The sequence below is a fragment of the Variovorax sp. F042 genome (assembly GCF_057814215.1).
In genome coordinates, this window is record NZ_JBVASX010000002.1 from 84,322 (window position 1) to 101,277 (window position 16,956).

Here is a 16,956-nt window from a genome sequence, read left to right on the forward strand (position 1 = left end):
TGCGAGTTACTGAAAAGCGACTTTTCAGTGGGTCGCAATGTTTGGCGGCTCGTCATACGCTGCAAACCATGCGCTCACCATTGAAAACTAACGACAAGGCACCGATACCAGGGACCGAACGCTCAGTTTTTCAGCGAGACGCGGGCATTCTTTCGCGGCTTTGCTTGATTGGCGGCCCTTTGCTTCATGACCTTGATTACGCGCTCTTGTTTCAGCGTTTTTGCTGGCGTGGGTCTAAGTGCTTTTTGGGCAGACATCATACGTTTCTCTGCCGCCAGTATTCCGTCCAAAAGCGTCCTCGCGTCCACCTCGCCGGCATCGCTCATTTCTTCGTATGCCTGCTCGGCGATTTCTTTGAAATCGGCTACTTCCTGTTCGGATATGGCGTCTTCGATGCCCAGTTCTTTCAGCACGTCGAGCAATTCATCCATCGAGTAGCAGACGAGCACCAAGTCAAGCAAACGCGTGTAGGCGACGAGCGTCAGCCCGGCCACCTCGTGCTCTGCAGCAGCAAGTGTCACAGCCATAGCTCGGATCGCAGCGTCGTCGTCTTTGGGGTTAAGACCCGCCTCAATCAGCGCGATCAACTGCGCGTTGTACGAGCGCCCCGACTCTTCTGCCGCGTCATGCACTGCCGCATGCAAAGCAGGCGGCAGCCGAAGAGCCGTTTTCACGAATTCGCTTTGGTCGAGTCGAGTTGCCATGCCTCCATGATAGTCCCTTCGCTATTGTCGGATATTGCCTCCATGACGGAAGCACTGTACATTCCGCAAAACGCCTCCATGATGGAAACACCAAATGAGCCAAAAGACCTTTGTGAAGACTGCGCTACGCCTCCCGGCAGAGCTTCATGCATCGCTGCATGCCGCAGCAAAAGAGGAGGGGCGCTCATACAACGCCGAAATCCTGCATCGCCTTCGGGTGACCTTCAAGGACAAACGCGCTCCGCATTCCCCTAATCCGAAAGGACAGCAATGAGCAACATCGTTCCCTACACCTTCGAAGGCGCAAACATCCGGGCGCTCGAGATCGACGGCGAGCCCTACTTTGTCGGCAAAGATGTCGCCGAGGCCCTGGGCTACGCTCGTCCAAACGACGCGATTCAGCAGCACTGCAAGGGAGCGGTGAATCGCCGCCCCCTTCAAACAGGCGGCGGGGTGCAAGATCTGCGGGTCATCTCCGAACCCGACATGCTGCGCTTAATCGTGAACAGCTCCCTGCCCGCGGCTGAGCGTTTCGAGCGTTGGGTGTTCGAGGAGGTGCTGCCCTCGATCCGCAAGACCGGCAGCTACACGGCACCGAAGGTAGCGCCATCGCCTGTCCGGCTGGCCTACGACGCCGCCAAAGCATTCCCGCCGCTGTTCCGTGTGGCCCGTCTGCTCGGCTGCGACAAGAACGCCGCGGCGATCAGCGCCAACCAGATGGTGCGCAAGCTCACCGACGTGAACCTGCTTGAAGGTCTCGGTCAAGTACATCTCGAAGCCGAAAAGCAGGACACCCAGTTCTTCACGCCGACCGAGTTGGGCAAGCGCATCGGTGCCAGTGCTCGCGGCGTGAACCTGCTGCTCGCCGAGGCCGGCATGCAGATGAAGCGCGGCGATGTCTGGGAGGTCACCGATGCCGGCCGCGAGTTCGCGCGCATCCTGGACACCGGCAAGAAGCATGGCAGCGGCGTTCCGATTCAGCAAGTGAAGTGGAGCCCCAACGTGCTGCCGCTACTCGGCCCCGAGAAGGAGGCCGCTTGAAATCAGAAATATTCGCCAGCAACCTAGACGAACTCTCTGCGCTCTCTGTATCTTTGGTCGAGAGCTCCCCAAAAGGCGAAGTCGCCATGCGCTTGGACCCGCATGACGACTTCTGTGACCCGAAACCCCTCTAACAAGGAAACGAATCATGTCGAATGATGCCACGCCCCCGCTGGCAGGTGCAACCCTGCCACCTTACCCCCCCGTGGGTCCATATCTGGCCGCGATGCCTGAGGGTGACAACGACCATCTGGTTGATCTCCTGCAACAGGCAGAGATGATCTCCGGACTTCTCTCCCACAACTTCGGCGGAGACGGATCGTTCGACGAGCCGAGCGATGCGCCCGGCATCGCAGGGATGGTCCAGTGCGTCGCAAGTCTGCTCGCTGCGGCCAACGTGCACGCCGTCATGGCTGGTGCCACGGACGGCGCGCGGACAGTAATCCAGCACGCCAATTCTCTTGCTAGCCATCTCGACGCGCAGTCCCGCGACGAGCTCTTCAACGGAAAGCGTGGATTCCGATTGGGAGATCGCTACCTCTCGATGTGCTACTGGACTGTCGAGAAACTCACCAAGTGCGCGATCGGCGAACTGACGAACGGCGAGGTGATGCAATGAGCGCCGTCCTCGACAAGCCCCGCGCCAAGGTCGCGCCGAAGGCAACGAAGAGTGCACTGCAGACGCGACTGGATGCGATCTTCTCCAACCTCAAGCTCGGCCAGGAAAAACTGCAGCTCGCACACCAGTCGGTTGAGATGACGGACCCTGGTGATGCTGCAGATGTACTTCTGCGCGCAGTCATCGAAGACATGCTGCCACCGGCCATCGCCCCCATGTACCGACAGCCCCTGACGCGCAACGACACCGACGCGGCCTACACTGGCATGTTCACATCGCTTGCAGCAATCGACGGCGTGATCGCCCTGTCTCGCGGGCAGGTCATCGAGGACACGCTGCGCGAAGCATGGGTGCTGCTCGACGAAGCGAACACCCTGATGGACTTCACCGGCATGGGTGACGTACTGCCGCACCGCGCGGACATCGCCGAAGCCGACCGGGGCGACAGCGATCTTGCAGCACGTTCACCGGCAGCCGCGACGACCGAAGACGCAGCGGGCCGCATTTTCGATGCCTACGAGAGGACCATCGAAGCATTCGCGATCCTCGACTCTCGCGTATCGGAAATGAACACCGGAGCCGCTTACGGCGCACGCTCGCTGGTGAAGGTCGCGGTCGATGCCACTAGCGCCGCGGACGAAACCAACACGCGCGACAACTGCGAGTACGCGAGTTGCGCGCTTCACGAGGCAATCGAAGTCCTGACGCTCGTAACCGACGAAGCGCCGGACCTTGCGGCCCAAGGCGCGCTCGCCCTGCTGGTGTTGGCCAAGGAACTGCTCGACGACAACGTGGGGAGCCTGCCGTGAGCACCGCCACCACCCGCAAGCCAGCGCTGCGCCTGGTGCCCAAGCCCCAAGGCACGATCGATGCCGACATGGTGGCCTTCACCGTGATGGAGCACATCGACACCGAGCACCCGACTCTCTGGGAGACGCTGCCCAGAACCGCGCGGGTGGGCCTGCGCAATGCCATCGTGCGCGCCGTCATGGCGGAGGATGGGAAGCGATGAAGTACCCAGCCTGCACCAGCACAAAGCAGCAAGTGTTGACGAGCTGGATAGGTAACTCAAAGGCTGTCGGGATCCGCAACGGTGGCCTCGTGAACCTGACAGCGGCCAGCGGGCCAAGTCCCAAGGTCTCCGATCAAGGAGGGCCCATCGACAATGTGCACCAGATGGGTCTGCATGTGCCGCTTCAACCGTGCGACCGTCTCCGGAATGCGCCAAGTTGCATGCACGACAGTTCGTCCGGCGAAGGGATTGTTGACGTGCAAGATTTCGCTCATCTGGTCGTAGAGTTGTGCCCAGACCTTTCGATTAAAGCCGGAAGCGGTGGGCGTCACGCCCGCCTGCGTCTTTCCATCACCGATCGTTGTGATCGTGACGTGCTCTGGAAACCAGCGGGGGTGGATAGCATCGAGCCTGCGAGCGATCTTCGTGACGAACATATGGGTCAGAAAATCTTCGTGCGCCTGTTCGTATTTCGACTTGTGCGCAAGCAAGCCGCTGAACGCGATCAGTTCCAGAATCTTTCGAAGCTGGAGACAAACGCTCTCGAGCGCATACCAGTCCGCCTGGGGTACTGCGTCCGCACCAAGGCCAGGGTTCGCTTGAAGCACTGCCTCCACGGCGACAAAGCGCTTCTTGAGTTCGCCCATGCGATTCACGTACATCTGCACCGGATCCGCTGCCGTCATAGTTCCCCTAGGTATATGCCTGATCGTGAAAGCAGCATAGCGCCGCTCGGAGTGGTCGCATGACAAACGTCGTCGCCCTCGAATGGGTCCCTATGAGCCGCTACTGCGAGCTCTTCGGCGAGACGGCCGATGCTGTCGATAAGCGCGTGCGCAGCGGGCACTGGCTGCGCGATGTGCATGTGCGCCACCCCGATGGCAGCAAGCAGTCGTGGGTCAACGTGCGCGCAGTGAACGACTGGGCCGCGGGCCGCAAGCCCGACGTGTCGAGCAAGCGCAAGGCCAAGGCGTGAGCCAGGGGATCACGGTCCTCAAGCGCAAACGCAAAGAGGTTATCCGCATCGCCTTCAGCTTCCAGGGGGTGCAGTGTCGCGAGACGCTGGACCTGCCCGGCACGCGCGAAAACCTGCGCTACGCCGAACGACTGCGCGGCGAGATCCTGCGCAAGATAGAACACGGGACGTTCCGGTACAACGACTACTTCCCGTCTTCGGCGAAATGCCGGGTGTTCGGCCACGGCTCGGCGAAGGGCAAGGACGCGACCATCAAGCAGCTGCTGGAGGGATACCGCGAACGCTCGAAGGCATCGCTGCAGCCCAGCACCTGGCGCGGCTACCGAATGGCCATCGACAACATCCTGATCCCGCAGTTCGGGCACCTGCAGGTCCAAGCCTTGAGCACGGGCACATTGCGAGAGTGGATCGCACTGCAGAAGGTCACGCGCAAGCGCATGAGCAACCTGCTTCTTCCGCTGCGCAACGCCTTGTCGGAAGCACTGGCCGACGAAGTGATCGACTTCAACCCGCTCGACCGGCTAAAGCTGTCGCGGATCCTGCCGCGGGACACGCTCCACACGGACTACGAGCCGCAGCCGTACAGCGTGGAAGAGCTAGTGCCGCTGCTGGTCAGCATGACCGGCGCCGAGCGGGCGGCATTTCAGTTCTGGGCATACACGGGTGTCAGAACGAGCGAGTTGATCGCGCTGACCTGGGCCGACATCGATCTGCAGGCCGGGACTGTGCGCGTCCACAGGGCTGTCGTCGAGGGCGAGGAAAAAGGCACGAAGACGCGTGCCGGCGTGCGCACCATCCCGCTGCTTCTTGCCGCCCGCCAGGCGCTTGAGGATCAACGGCAACGCACCGAGAAAGCTGGTGGTCGGGTCTTCATGAACCCGCGCAACGACAAGGAATGGACGGACCAGTCGCTGCTGCGGCTGTGGCAGCGCACCTGCAAGAAGGCCATGGCCAGCTATCGCAATCCGTACCAGATGCGGCACACGTTCGCGAGCCAACTGCTGAGCCAGGGCGAGAACCCGGCGTACATTGCCAAGCTGCTCGGCCACAAGACGACGGAGATGGTGATCAGGAACTACGGCCGGTGGGTCGAGCAAGGCGCCACTCTGGGCTTCGACCGACCGCAGGTAAAGTACGGTCGGGAGCATCTGCCTGGTCTGCCGGAGGTCGGCGACGCGAGCGATTCAGGTGCGAATCGCGTGTGAGAAGTGTGTGAATCCCGAGACGGTGAGTGACGGTCCGAGACGGAGAGCCTTTTCGTAAGTCCTTGATTTAATTGGACTTGGCTCTAGAAATTTGGTGGAGCTGGGGGGATTTGAACCCCCGTCCGCAAGCCTTCATCGCGCAGTTCTACATGTTTAGTGATCTGATTTAAGTCTCGCTTCCGGAGTCGCGCAGTCACACGCTAAACCGGACGCCAGCACCCTATTTTCTCGCCCCGACCCAAGGTACCCGGATCGGAGCCAGCCCATGTAATTATCCTTGCAGCCGGGAGGTCAGGATTGCTCCAGACCCCCTTGCCCAGCCCATCGGCCAACTGTTGCAAGGCTCACTGGCAATTAAGCAGCGAGTGCGAAACGTTCGTCGTTTGCAGTTAGTTTGTTTGAATCTGTTTTACGAGCGCATTCAGCTCGACATGCCCCGCTGCGACTCCGAACCCACGTCGAAACCAGTGCAGCCCCAAGCGACTCATTTTAGGCGCTATTGAGTAACTTCAAGAGTTCAAGGGGCGAAGAGATTGAAGCATCGGCCTGCCAGAGCTCCGAATCGGCCTGTGTCCCCATGTAGCCGTAGGTGGCTGCGACCGTGCGCATGCCTGCAGCGCGGCCCGCGATGATGTCGCGCTCGTCGTCGCCGACGTAGATGCATGCCCGCGATGCCACGCCAAGCCGGCGCGCAGCTTCATGCAAGGGCTCGGGATGCGGCTTGGCAAACGGCGTGGTGTCGCCGCTCACAACCGCGCCCGCACTCGCGAAAAGCGGAATGGCGCGCGTCAGCGGATCGGTGAAGCGCATCGACTTGTTGGTGACGACACCCCACAAGAGGCCGCGCTCGCGCAGCGCCTCGATGAGCGCTTGGACGCCATCGAACACCTGCGTGTTGAGCAGCATGCGGCGCTCGTAGGTCACGAAGAACTCTTCGCGCAGCTCAGGAAACTCCGGCGATTCTGGCGTGATGCCGAACGCCACGCCGAGCATGCCGCGCGCGCCCGCACCAGCCATGGGACGGTAACGCTCCAGCGGGTACGAATCGAGGCCGCGCTCAGTGCGCATCTTGTCGGCTGCGGCGCCCAGATCGGGCGCGCTGTCGATCAGCGTGCCGTCGAGGTCGAACAGCACGGCTTTCGTCTCGATGCCCATCATCCTTGCGATTCCGACTTCAGTTCGGCCGGCTTCTGCGTGGCGAACATATAGTTGACGCTGGTGTCGCCGCTGAGCCAATAGCGCCGGGTCAGGGGGTTGTGCTCCATGCCGCGGGTGTGCCGCAGGTCCAGACCCGCTGCGCGGCAGTATCCAGCCAACTCGCTGGGCCGGATCAGCTTCGCATATTCATGAGTCCCACGCGGCAGCATGCCGAGAACATACTCGGCGCCCACGATCGCCAGCATGAAGGACTTCAAGCTGCGGTTTATCGTCGAGAAGAACACCCAGCCACCCGGCTTGACCAGCGTAGCGCAGGCCTGGATCACCGAGGCTGGCTGCGGCACATGCTCGAGCATCTCCATGCAGGTGACGACGTCGAAGCTGCCCGGCTGCTCGGCTGCCAGCGCCTCCGCGCTGATCTCACGGTACTTCACGCCGCGGGTACCGGCCTCGAGCGCATGCAGCTGCGCGACCTTGAGCGCCTTGCCCGCGAGGTCGATACCCAGCACGTCGGCCCCCTTGCGCGCCATCGAATCAGCCAGGATGCCGCCGCCGCAGCCGATATCGAGTACGCGGCGCTGCGAAATAGGTGCAATACCGTCAATCCATTCCAGGCGCAATGGATTGATTTCATGCAGCGGGCGGAATTCGCTTTCCAAATCCCACCAGCGATGCGCGAGCTCTGAAAACTTGGCCAGTTCGGCCGGATCCGCATTCACGTTTTCTGTCATGCAGCGATTATGAAACGAGCAATGTCCAATAAACACCGCGCGGGCTTTGCCAAAGATCAATCACGAATTCGACAGCCATAAAAAAACCCCGCCGAGGCGGGGTTTTCATGATCGATGGAATCGATTGATTAGTTGGCGCGGGTGCCGACCACTTCGATTTCCACGCGACGGTTCTTGGCGCGGCCTTCCTTGGTGCGGTTGTCAGCCACAGGCTGCTTCTCGCCCTTGCCTTCGGTGTAGACGCGGTTGCGTTCGATGCCCTTCGAGACCAGGAAGGCCTTGACGGCTTCGGCGCGACGCACCGACAGACGCTGGTTGTAGGCGTCCGTACCGATCGAGTCGGTGTGGCCCACAGCGATGATGACTTCGAGGTTGACGCCACGGATCTTCTCGACCAGATCGGTCAGCTTGGCGCGACCTTCAGGCTTCAGAACCGACTTGTCGAAGTCGAAGAATGCGTCGGCAGCGAAGGTCACCTTGTTGGCAGCGACTTGCGGTGCGGCCGGGGCAGCCGGGGCAGCAGCAGCCGGAGCAGCAGCAGCCGGAGCAGCAGGAACCAGAGCACCGTCGCAACCAGCGGCAGCCGTAGCCGGCGTCCAGTTGGCATCGCGCCAGCACAGTTCATTCGTGCCGTTCTTCCAGACCAGTTCGCCGGTGCCGTTTTGCCAGTTGTCGATCGTAGGACCGCCGTCCGCAGCGGTGACACGGGTCTGCGCGCCGGCGGCAGTGGCGAGCGCAGCGACTGCAAACATCATCGCCACTTTATTCAGTTTCTTCATGGTTCTCCTCTTGGGGAAAAAGCCGCAGCCGCGCTGCGAATCAAGGACGCTTTAAGTGACCACCACCCAAAACGTTGAGGCGATTGTGCCATAGGGTCTTTGGCAAACAGGCCGCTGGACGGCCCCGAAGCGTAGGACGGAGGCGGAATAGGCGCCTTGTGTTGCGGCGGTGCGACACCCCTCACAGCGTAAAATTTCGCCTTCCTGCCGCCAGCCCCTCGCTCATGACCTCCTTCGCAAAAGAAACCCTGCCCATCAGTCTCGAAGAGGAAATGCGCAGCAGCTATCTCGACTACGCCATGAGCGTGATCGTGGGCCGAGCGCTTCCCGATGCCCGCGACGGCCTCAAGCCTGTGCACCGCCGCGTGCTGTACGCGATGCACGAACTCAACAACGACTGGAACCGGCCATACAAGAAGTCGGCCCGTATCGTCGGCGACGTCATCGGTAAGTACCACCCGCACGGAGACCAGTCGGTCTACGACACCATCGTGCGCCTGGCCCAGGACTTCTCGATGCGCCATATGCTGGTCGACGGCCAGGGCAACTTCGGGTCGGTCGATGGAGACAACGCGGCCGCAATGCGGTATACGGAAATCCGGCTGGCCAAAATTGCGCACGAAATGCTGGCCGATATCGACAAGGAAACTGTCGACTTTCAGGACAATTACGACGGCTCCGAAAAAGAGCCGAAGGTGCTGCCGAGCCAGCTGCCGAATTTGCTGGTCAATGGCTCCGGCGGTATTGCGGTCGGCATGGCCACCAATATTCCGCCGCACAACCTGAATGAGGTTGTCGACGCCTGCCTGCACCTGCTGCGCAACCCCGAAGCCAGCATCGACGAGCTGATGGAAATCGTGCCGGCGCCCGACTTCCCCACCGCCGGCATCATCTACGGCATCAACGGCGTGAAGGACGGCTACCGCACCGGCCGCGGCAAGGTCGTGATGCGCGCCAAGTGCCACTTCGAGGACATCGACCGCGGCCAGCGCCAGGCGATCATCGTCGACGAGCTTCCCTACCAGGTCAACAAGAAGACGCTGCAGGAGCGCATGGCCGAGCTGGTGCACGAGAAGAAGATCGAAGGCATCAGCCACATCCAGGACGAGTCCGACAAGTCGGGCATGCGCCTGGTGATCGAGCTCAAGCGCGGCGAAGTGCCCGAGGTGGTGCTCAACAACCTCTACAAGCAGACGCAGCTGCAGGACACCTTCGGCATCAACATGGTGGCGCTGGTCGACGGCCAGCCCAAGCTGTGCAACCTGAAGGACCTGATCCAGGTCTTCCTGCAGCACCGCCGCGAAGTGGTCACGCGCCGCACCGTCTTCACGCTGCGCAAGGCCCGCGAACGCGGCCACGTGCTCGAAGGCCTCGCAGTGGCGCTGGCCAACATCGACGAGTTCATCCGCATCATCCGTGAATCGCCGACACCGCCCGTCGCCAAGGCCGAGCTGATGACCCGCAGCTGGGACAGCAAGCTGGTGCGCGAAATGCTCACGCGCACGCGCGCCGACGGCGGTGTGATCAACGCCGACGACTACCGCCCCGAAGGCCTCGAGCGCAATTTCGGCATGGGCGGCGACGGCCTCTATCGCCTGTCGGAAACGCAAGCCCAGGAAATCCTGCAGATGCGCTTGCAGCGCCTGACCGGCCTCGAGCAGGACAAGATCGTGGCCGAGTACAAGGACGTGATGGCCGAGATCGACGACCTGCTCGACATCCTGGCCAAGCCTGAGCGCGTCTCCACCATCATTGGCGACGAGCTCGGCACCATCAAGCAGGAGTTCGGCCAGTCGAAGGTCGGCGCGCGCCGCAGCCTGGTCGAGCACAGCGCCTACGACCTATCGACCGAAGACCTGATCACGCCGACCGACATGGTCGTGACGCTCTCGCACAGCGGCTACATCAAGAGCCAGCCGCTGGGCGAATACCGCGCGCAGAAACGCGGCGGCCGCGGCAAGCAGGCCACCGCCACCAAGGACGACGACTGGATCGACCAGCTCTTCATCGCCAACACGCACGACTACATCCTGTGCTTCTCCAACCGCGGCCGGCTGTACTGGCTCAAGGTGTGGGAAGTGCCGGCGGGTTCGCGCGGCTCGCGCGGGCGTCCCATCGTCAACATGTTCCCGCTGCAGGAAGGCGAAAAGATCAACGTCGCGCTCGCGCTGACGGGTGAAAAGCGCAACTTCCCGGCCGACCAGTACGTGTTCATGGCGACCTCGATGGGCACGGTCAAGAAGACGGCGCTCGACGAGTTCAACAACCCGCGCAAGGGCGGCATCATTGCCGTGAACCTCGATGAGGGCGACTACCTGATCGGCGCGGCACTGACCGACGGCAAGCACGACGTCATGCTCTTCAGCGACGGTGGCAAGGCCGTGCGCTTCGACGAGGAAGACGTCCGCCCGCTGGGCCGCAATGCCCGTGGCGTGCGCGGCATGTCGCTCGACCCCGGACAGGGCGTGATTGCCATGCTGGTTGCCGAAGATGAGCAGCAAAGCGTGCTCACGGCCACGGAAAATGGTTACGGAAAGCGAACAAGCATTACGGAATACACCCGCCACGGCCGGGGAACCAAAGGCATGATCGCCATTCAACAGAGTGAGCGCAACGGCAAGGTCGTTGCTGCCACTCTCGTGCATGCGGATGATGAGATCATGCTCATCACCGACAAGGGCGTGCTGGTGCGCACCCGGGTTGCCGAAATTCGTGAACTTGGTCGCGCGACGCAAGGCGTTACGCTGATCGGACTCGACGAAGGCGCCAAACTCAGCGGGCTACAACGTATCGTCGAAAACGACGCGAACGGCGAAAGCGAGCCTGACGCGGACGATACTTCCTCATCTTCAACGGAGAATCCTCAGTGAAAAAAATCAAACTCGCACTTCTGACGGTCGCCCTGGCAAGCAGTTCGATGGCCGCCATGGCCCAGGACAAGGCCACGCTCATCAAGCAGTTCATCGACATCCAGCGCCCCGGTATCGAATCGCTGGCACGCGGCCTTGTCGAGCAATCGAGCGCTCCGATCGCACAAGCGGGTTCGCAATACCTGCAGACGCAAGTGCCTGAAGCCAAGCGCGAAGCTGCCGCCAAGGCTGCCGACGCCGAGCTGAAGAAGTACTTCGACGAAACCTACCCCATCGTTCGCGACAAGGCCGTTCAACTGGCCCCGGGCGCCCTCACCCCGCTGATGGAGCAGAACTTCAACGAAGACGAACTCAAGCAGCTGCTGGCCTGGATCAACTCGCCCCTGAGCAAAAAGTACCAGGACCTGAACCCGAAGATGCAGACCGCACTGACGGAAAAGCTCGTGGCCGACACGCGCACCACGGTCGAACCCAAGATGCGCGCGCTCGACACCGCAGTCGCCAAGGCACTCGGCGCACCGACCGATGGCGCTGCCCAAGGCTCCGCTCCCGCCAAGGCACCTGCCAAGGCCCCAGCCAAGAAGTAAAAGCAACGTGACCCAGCAGCAGATGCCGGCCGGCAAGCGCCCCCACAACTTCTCGGCCGGTCCGGCTGCCATGCCGGAGGCGGTGCTGCAACGCGCCGCCGCCGAAATGCTCGACTGGCAGGGCAGCGGCATGAGCGTGATGGAAATGAGCCATCGCGGCAAGGAATTCGGTGCGATCTGCACCCAGGCCGAAGCCGACATCCGCACGCTGCTGGCCATTCCCTCGCACTTCCAGGTCCTGTTCATGCAGGGCGGCGGACTGGGCGAGAACGCCATCGTGCCGTTGAACCTGTCGCGCGGCAAAACCGCCGACTTCGTCATCACCGGCAGCTGGAGCATCAAGTCGCACAAGGAAGCGCAGCGCTACTGTACAGCGCGCGTTGTCGCGAGCAACGCCGACGACCAGCACACGAAGCTGCCCGACCCTACGACCTGGCAGCTCTCCAAGGATGCTTCGTACGTGCACGTGTGCTCGAACGAGACCATCAACGGCATCGAGTTCCAGCAGTTGCCCGATCTGGCCGCGCTCGGCAGCAACGCCCCGCTGGTCATCGATTTCTCCTCGCACGTTGCCTCGCGCAGCGTCGACTGGAGCCGCGTGGGCCTGGCCTTCGGCGGCGCACAAAAGAACCTCGGCCCTGCCGGCCTGACCATCGTGGTCGTGCGCGACGACCTGCTGGGCCACGCGCTCGAGATCTGCCCGAGCGCGTTCAACTACAAGACCGTGGCTGACAACCACTCCATGTACAACACCCCGCCGACCTGGGGCATCTACATGGCGGGGCTCACATTCCAATGGCTGTTGCAGCAGACCGAAGGCGCGCACACCGGCGTGGCCGCCATGGAGCAGCGCAACATCGCGAAGGCGAAGCTGCTGTACGACTTCATCGACGGCTCCGACTTCTACGCCAACCGGATCGATCCGGGCTGCCGCTCGCGCATGAACGTGCCGTTCTTCCTGGCCGACGAAGGCCGCAACGAGGCTTTCCTGGCCGGCGCGCGCGAAGCCGGGCTGCTGCAGCTCAAGGGCCATAAGTCGGTCGGCGGCATGCGCGCGAGCATTTACAACGCCATGCCGCTGGCAGGGGTGCAGGCACTTGTGGCCTACATGCGAGAATTCGAGCGATCGCATGCCTAGGCGCATGCCCAGCTGCTCGCACCGATGACCGCCTCCGCACCCACACCGCCCTCTTCTCCCTCCGACAACTCCGAAAGCCTGGCCGATCTGCGCGTGCAGATCGACTCGCTCGACCAGCGACTGCTCAGCCTGCTCAACGAGCGGGCCCATGTGGCCGAGCTGGTCGGCGAGGTCAAGAAGCGCGAGGGCACCCCGTTCTTCCGCCCCGACCGCGTGGCGCAGGTCATCGACAAGATGCAGAAGAGCAATGGCGGCCCGCTCAAGGACCTCCATGTGGCGGCCATCTGGCGCGAGATCATGTCGGCCTGCCTGGCACTCGAGTCGCCACAACGGGTGGCCGTGCTTGGCCCCGAAGGCACCTTCTGCGAGCAAGCCGCCATCGAATACTTCGGCGGCGCCGCCGACCTGATCTATTGCGCCAGCTTCGACGAGGTGTTCCACGCCACCGCCGCTGGCAGCGCCCAGTACGGCGTGGTCGGCGTCGAGAACTCGACCGAAGGCGTAGTCACTCGCTCGCTCGACCTGTTCCTGCACTCGCCGACCCATGTCGTCGGCGAAGTCAGCCTGCTGGTACGTCATCACCTCCTGCGCAGCAGCAATTCGCTCGAAGGCGTGGAGGCCGTGCTGGCCCATCCGCAGGCGCTGGCACAGTGCCAGACTTGGCTGTCCAAGCACTTGCCGAACGCCGAGCGCCGTGCCGTATCGAGCAATGCCGAAGGCGCACGCCTCGCGGCCACCAACCCGGCCTGGGCCGCATTGGCCGGCGAACGCGCCGCCACCCGCTTCGGCCTGCACATCGTGGCGCACGCCATCCAGGACGACTCGTACAACCGCACCCGCTTCTCGGTGATCTGCCTGCCGCAGACGCTGGCCATGCCGCCAGCCTCGGGCCGCGACTGCACGAGCCTGATCGTCTCGGTGCCAAACCGGCCCGGCGCGGTGCACGACCTGTTAGTGCCGCTGAAGGCCAACAACGTATCGATGACCCGCTTCGAGTCGCGCCCCGCTCGCACCGGCCAGTGGGAGTACTACTTCTACATCGACCTCGACGGCCATCCCTCGCAGCCCAACGTGGCCGCGGCGCTGGCCGAGCTGCGCGGTCTCTGCGCGTTCTACAAGGTGCTGGGCGCCTACCCCGTCAAGGCCTGAGCGGCAGGCAGCCCCACAACATGTTCGAACAACTGGGACTGATCGGCTGCGGCCTGATGGGCGGCTCTTTCGCGCTCGCACTCAAGCGCGCGAAGCTGGTGAAACGCGTGGTCGGCTACAGCAAGTCGCCCTCCACCACCGAGCGGGCTCGCCAGCTTGGCGTGATCGACGTGGTAGCGCCTTCGGCGCTGCTGGCGGTGTCAGGCTCCGACATCGTGCTGCTGGCGGTGCCGGTGGCCGCATCGGAAGCCACATTCAAGGCCATCCGCCACGGCATCTCGAACGAGACGCTGGTGATGGACGTCGGCTCGACCAAGGGCGACGTGATCGAAGCCGCGCGCAACGGCCTGCAGCGCCAGTTTGCGAACTTCGTGCCGGCACACCCGATCGCCGGCAAGGAGCTCTCGGGTATCGAGCACGCAGAGGCTTCGCTGTTCACCGGCCGGCAGGTCGTGCTGACGCCCGTGAAGACCACGCTGCGCTCGAACGTGCAGCGGGCCTCGCAGGTGTGGAGCGGCATCGGCGCGCACGTCGTCACCATGACGCACGAAGAGCACGACGCCGCCTTCGCCGCCGTGAGCCACCTGCCGCACCTGCTGGCCTTCGCGTACACCAACGCCATCGCCAGCCAGCCGCAGGGCGACCGCTTCCTGAGTCTCGGGGGACCGGGCTTTCGCGATTTCTCGCGCATCGCCGCGAGCGACCCGGTCATGTGGCGCGACGTGCTGCTGGCCAACCGCGAACAAGTGCTGCAACAGTCACAGGCCTTTCGCAAGGCCCTGGACGACCTCGAAGCGCTGATGGCCGCTGGCGATCTGCAGGCGCTGGAGCAATCCATTGCCGCCGCCAGCAAGGCCCGCGCGGCCTGGAAACCGGCCACCGACACCTCGTCGCAGCAGCAGGACAACTGAGATGTTCTCTACGACCTTCCTCGATCTCCCGCCCCTCGCGGGCGCGGCCGGTACGGTCCGGCTGCCGGGCTCCAAGAGCATCTCCAACCGCGTGCTGCTGCTCGCCGCGCTCGCGAGCGGCACCACCACCATCCACGACCTGCTCGATTCGGACGACACGCGCGTGATGCTCGACGCCCTGCGCGCGCTCGGCTGCGGCATCGACCCGGACGGAAACACACTGCGCATCACCGGCCTCGGCGGCCAGCTGAAGCCCAGCGAAACGCTGCTGCCGCTGTTCCTCGGCAACGCCGGCACCGCGATGCGCCCGCTCACCGCGGCGCTGTCGCTGCTGGGCGGTGAGTTCGAGCTGAGCGGCGTTCCGCGCATGCACGAGCGCCCCATCGGCGATCTCGTCGACGCGCTGACCCAGCTCGGCTGCCGAATCGACTACCTCGGCAACCCCGGCTATCCACCGCTGCGCATCCATCCGGTGCCACACGGTGATTTGGCGCTCGACGCGCCGATCCGCGTGCGCGGCGACGTGTCGAGCCAGTTCCTCACCGCCCTGCTGCTGGCGTTGCCGCTCGCGGCGGCCGGCGACATCGTGATCGAAGTGGTCGGCGAACTGATCTCCAAGCCCTACATCGAGATCACGCTGAACCTGCTCGCGCGCTTCGGCATCCAGGTGCGGCGCGACGGCTGGGAGCGTTTCACCATTCCGGCGGGCAGCAGCTACAGCTCTCCCGGCGACATTCACGTCGAGGCCGATGCCTCGTCTGCTAGCTATTTCATAGCATTGGGCGCGATAGCGACGGGTGTTTCCGGCAAGGACGGCATCCGCATCGAAGGCGTGGGCGCCGATTCGATCCAGGGCGACATCCGCTTCATCGACGCCGCCCGCCAGATGGGCGCGCAGGTCGACAGCGGTCCGAACTGGCTCGAAGTGCGCCGCGGCGCCTGGCCGCTCAAGGCCATCGACCTCGACGCCAATCACATTCCCGACGCCGCGATGACGCTGGCTGTGATGGCGCTGTACGCCGACGGTCCGAGCACGCTGCGCAACATCGCGAGCTGGCGCGTGAAGGAAACCGACCGCATCGACGCCATGGCCAACGAGCTGAAGAAGCTCGGCGCCGCCGTCGAGGCCGGCCCGGACTTCATCCGCGTGCACCCGCTGGCGCAGGCCGGCTGGCGCCCGGCGAGCATCCACACCTACGACGACCACCGCGTGGCCATGTGCTTCTCGCTCGCGGCATTCAACCCGGCGGGGGTGCCGGTGCGCATTCTCGATCCGCACTGCGTCGCCAAGACCTTTCCCGATTACTTCGAGACCCTGTTCTCGGTGGCAGAGGCCGCCGAGGTGCCGGTGATCTGCATCGACGGCCCGACCGCTTCCGGCAAGGGCACGCTCGCGGCCGAAGTAGCGCGCCTGCTCGGCTACCACTACCTCGATTCGGGCTCCCTCTACCGCGTGACCGGCCTGGCCATGCGCCGCGCAGGCCTGAGCGCTGACGCCCAGCACGAAACGCAGATCGCTGCACTCGCGGCCGCCCTGCCCCTGCAGTTCACCGAAGGAAAGGTGCTGCTGGCCGGCGAAGACGTCAGCGACGACATCCGCACCGAAGCCGCCGGCATGGACGCCTCCCGCGTCTCCACGCTGCCGGCCGTGCGCGAGGCGCTGCTGGCCCTGCAGCAGCGCTTTCGCCAACTGCCCGGCCTGGTGGCCGACGGGCGCGACATGGGCACCGTGATCTTTCCCGACGCGGCGCTCAAGGTCTTCCTCACGGCCAGTGCCGCCCAGCGCGCCGAGCGGCGTCATAAGCAGTTGATTTCAAAGGGTATTTCGGCTACACTCGACAGTCTTCGCTCCGACTTGGAAGCACGTGATGCCCGGGACTCATCCCGCAGTGTCGCCCCTCTGAAGCCGGCGCAGGACGCTCGCCACCTCGACAACTCCCAGCTGTCCATCGAGCAATCGATCGATCAGGTCTTGGACTGGTGGCAACAAGTACAGCCTTTCAAGCCCGCTTGAAAAGCTGGCGCCCGACGGAATATCCCGAAATATTCATAAGGCGCATACCGCTCCAGCAGGCT

At 63.4% G+C, this 16,956-nt stretch carries 18 protein-coding genes and 1 other RNA gene; 13 read left to right on the forward strand and 6 right to left on the reverse strand.

Going from position 1 to position 16,956, the window contains the following annotated elements:
• Positions 1-122: 122 nt before the first annotated feature.
• Complete coding sequence (locus tag ACZYSP_RS08835) at positions 123-704, reverse strand: hypothetical protein (RefSeq protein ID WP_489013831.1); 582 nt, start codon at positions 702-704, stop codon at positions 123-125.
• A gap of 94 nt (positions 705-798) precedes the next feature.
• On the opposite strand from ACZYSP_RS08835, the gene ACZYSP_RS08840 reads away from it, so the two are divergent.
• From ACZYSP_RS08840 to ACZYSP_RS08860, 5 genes are all read left to right on the forward strand, one after another.
• Complete coding sequence (locus tag ACZYSP_RS08840; protein ID WP_489013833.1) at positions 799-978, forward strand: Arc family DNA-binding protein; 180 nt, start codon at positions 799-801, stop codon at positions 976-978.
• Positions 975-1,745, forward strand: coding sequence for a BRO-N domain-containing protein (locus tag ACZYSP_RS08845; RefSeq protein WP_489013835.1), 771 nt, complete (start codon positions 975-977; stop codon positions 1,743-1,745). Before ACZYSP_RS08840 ends, ACZYSP_RS08845 begins: the two co-directional genes overlap by 4 nt.
• 148 nt (positions 1,746-1,893) lie before the next feature.
• Positions 1,894-2,364 (forward strand): hypothetical protein, encoded by a 471-nt coding sequence (locus ACZYSP_RS08850; protein WP_489013837.1) that lies wholly within the window; start codon positions 1,894-1,896, stop codon positions 2,362-2,364.
• Positions 2,361-3,173, forward strand: coding sequence for a hypothetical protein (locus ACZYSP_RS08855; protein ID WP_489013839.1), 813 nt, complete (start codon positions 2,361-2,363; stop codon positions 3,171-3,173). The genes ACZYSP_RS08850 and ACZYSP_RS08855 overlap by 4 nt, the downstream gene beginning before the upstream one ends.
• Positions 3,170-3,376 (forward strand): hypothetical protein, encoded by a 207-nt coding sequence (locus ACZYSP_RS08860; protein ID WP_489013841.1) that lies wholly within the window; start codon positions 3,170-3,172, stop codon positions 3,374-3,376. The genes ACZYSP_RS08855 and ACZYSP_RS08860 overlap by 4 nt, the downstream gene beginning before the upstream one ends.
• 56 nt (positions 3,377-3,432) lie before the next feature.
• Here the strand turns inward: ACZYSP_RS08860 and ACZYSP_RS08865 are convergent, their stop codons facing one another.
• Positions 3,433-4,023 carry a hypothetical protein gene (locus ACZYSP_RS08865; protein ID WP_489013843.1) on the reverse strand — a complete coding sequence of 197 codons (591 nt, stop codon included), beginning with the start codon at positions 4,021-4,023 and terminating at the stop codon, positions 3,433-3,435.
• Positions 4,024-4,121: 98 nt separating this feature from the next.
• On the opposite strand from ACZYSP_RS08865, the gene xisR reads away from it, so the two are divergent.
• Complete coding sequence (gene xisR, locus ACZYSP_RS08870) at positions 4,122-4,352, forward strand: excisionase family protein (protein ID WP_489013845.1); 231 nt, start codon at positions 4,122-4,124, stop codon at positions 4,350-4,352.
• On the forward strand, positions 4,349-5,557 hold the full coding sequence (locus tag ACZYSP_RS08875; protein WP_489013847.1) for a site-specific integrase: 1,209 nt from the start codon (positions 4,349-4,351) through the stop codon (positions 5,555-5,557). The genes xisR and ACZYSP_RS08875 overlap by 4 nt, the downstream gene beginning before the upstream one ends.
• Before the next feature lie 92 nt (positions 5,558-5,649).
• Here the strand turns inward: ACZYSP_RS08875 and ssrA are convergent.
• The 4 genes from ssrA to ompA all read right to left on the reverse strand — a co-directional run bounded on the left by ssrA (position 5,650) and on the right by ompA (position 8,225).
• Positions 5,650-6,034: a transfer-messenger RNA gene (ssrA, locus tag ACZYSP_RS08880) on the reverse strand.
• Between the two features lie 12 nt (positions 6,035-6,046).
• On the reverse strand, positions 6,047-6,715 hold the full coding sequence (locus tag ACZYSP_RS08885; RefSeq protein ID WP_489013849.1) for an HAD family hydrolase: 669 nt from the start codon (positions 6,713-6,715) through the stop codon (positions 6,047-6,049).
• Entirely contained in the window at positions 6,712-7,446 is a 735-nt protein-coding gene (gene ubiG / locus ACZYSP_RS08890) for a bifunctional 2-polyprenyl-6-hydroxyphenol methylase/3-demethylubiquinol 3-O-methyltransferase UbiG (protein ID WP_093050125.1), read from the reverse strand. Before ubiG ends, ACZYSP_RS08885 begins: the two co-directional genes overlap by 4 nt.
• A gap of 128 nt (positions 7,447-7,574) precedes the next feature.
• A complete protein-coding gene (gene ompA, locus ACZYSP_RS08895) occupies positions 7,575-8,225 on the reverse strand; it encodes an outer membrane protein OmpA (protein WP_093050122.1) in 651 nt (216 codons plus the stop codon).
• Positions 8,226-8,449: 224 nt separating this feature from the next.
• Between ompA and gyrA the strand changes: the two genes are divergently transcribed.
• Genes gyrA through ACZYSP_RS08925 form a run of 6 tightly spaced genes read left to right on the forward strand, consistent with a single transcriptional unit; the run spans position 8,450 to position 16,894 of the window.
• Positions 8,450-11,095, forward strand: coding sequence for a DNA gyrase subunit A (gene gyrA / locus ACZYSP_RS08900; RefSeq protein WP_093050119.1), 2,646 nt, complete (start codon positions 8,450-8,452; stop codon positions 11,093-11,095).
• Complete coding sequence (locus ACZYSP_RS08905; RefSeq protein ID WP_093050116.1) at positions 11,092-11,682, forward strand: DUF2059 domain-containing protein; 591 nt, start codon at positions 11,092-11,094, stop codon at positions 11,680-11,682. Before gyrA ends, ACZYSP_RS08905 begins: the two co-directional genes overlap by 4 nt.
• A 22-nt stretch (positions 11,683-11,704) precedes the next feature.
• Entirely contained in the window at positions 11,705-12,820 is a 1,116-nt protein-coding gene (serC, locus tag ACZYSP_RS08910; protein WP_489014510.1) for a 3-phosphoserine/phosphohydroxythreonine transaminase, read from the forward strand.
• A gap of 24 nt (positions 12,821-12,844) precedes the next feature.
• Positions 12,845-13,969 carry a prephenate dehydratase gene (pheA, locus tag ACZYSP_RS08915; protein ID WP_093050110.1) on the forward strand — a complete coding sequence of 375 codons (1,125 nt, stop codon included), beginning with the start codon at positions 12,845-12,847 and terminating at the stop codon, positions 13,967-13,969.
• 20 nt (positions 13,970-13,989) lie between these two features.
• Positions 13,990-14,880, forward strand: a complete 891-nt coding sequence (locus ACZYSP_RS08920) for a prephenate dehydrogenase (protein WP_093050107.1) — start codon at positions 13,990-13,992, stop codon at positions 14,878-14,880.
• Between the two features lies 1 nt (position 14,881).
• On the forward strand, positions 14,882-16,894 hold the full coding sequence (locus tag ACZYSP_RS08925; protein ID WP_489013854.1) for a bifunctional 3-phosphoshikimate 1-carboxyvinyltransferase/cytidylate kinase: 2,013 nt from the start codon (positions 14,882-14,884) through the stop codon (positions 16,892-16,894).
• Positions 16,895-16,956: the final 62 nt, after the last annotated feature.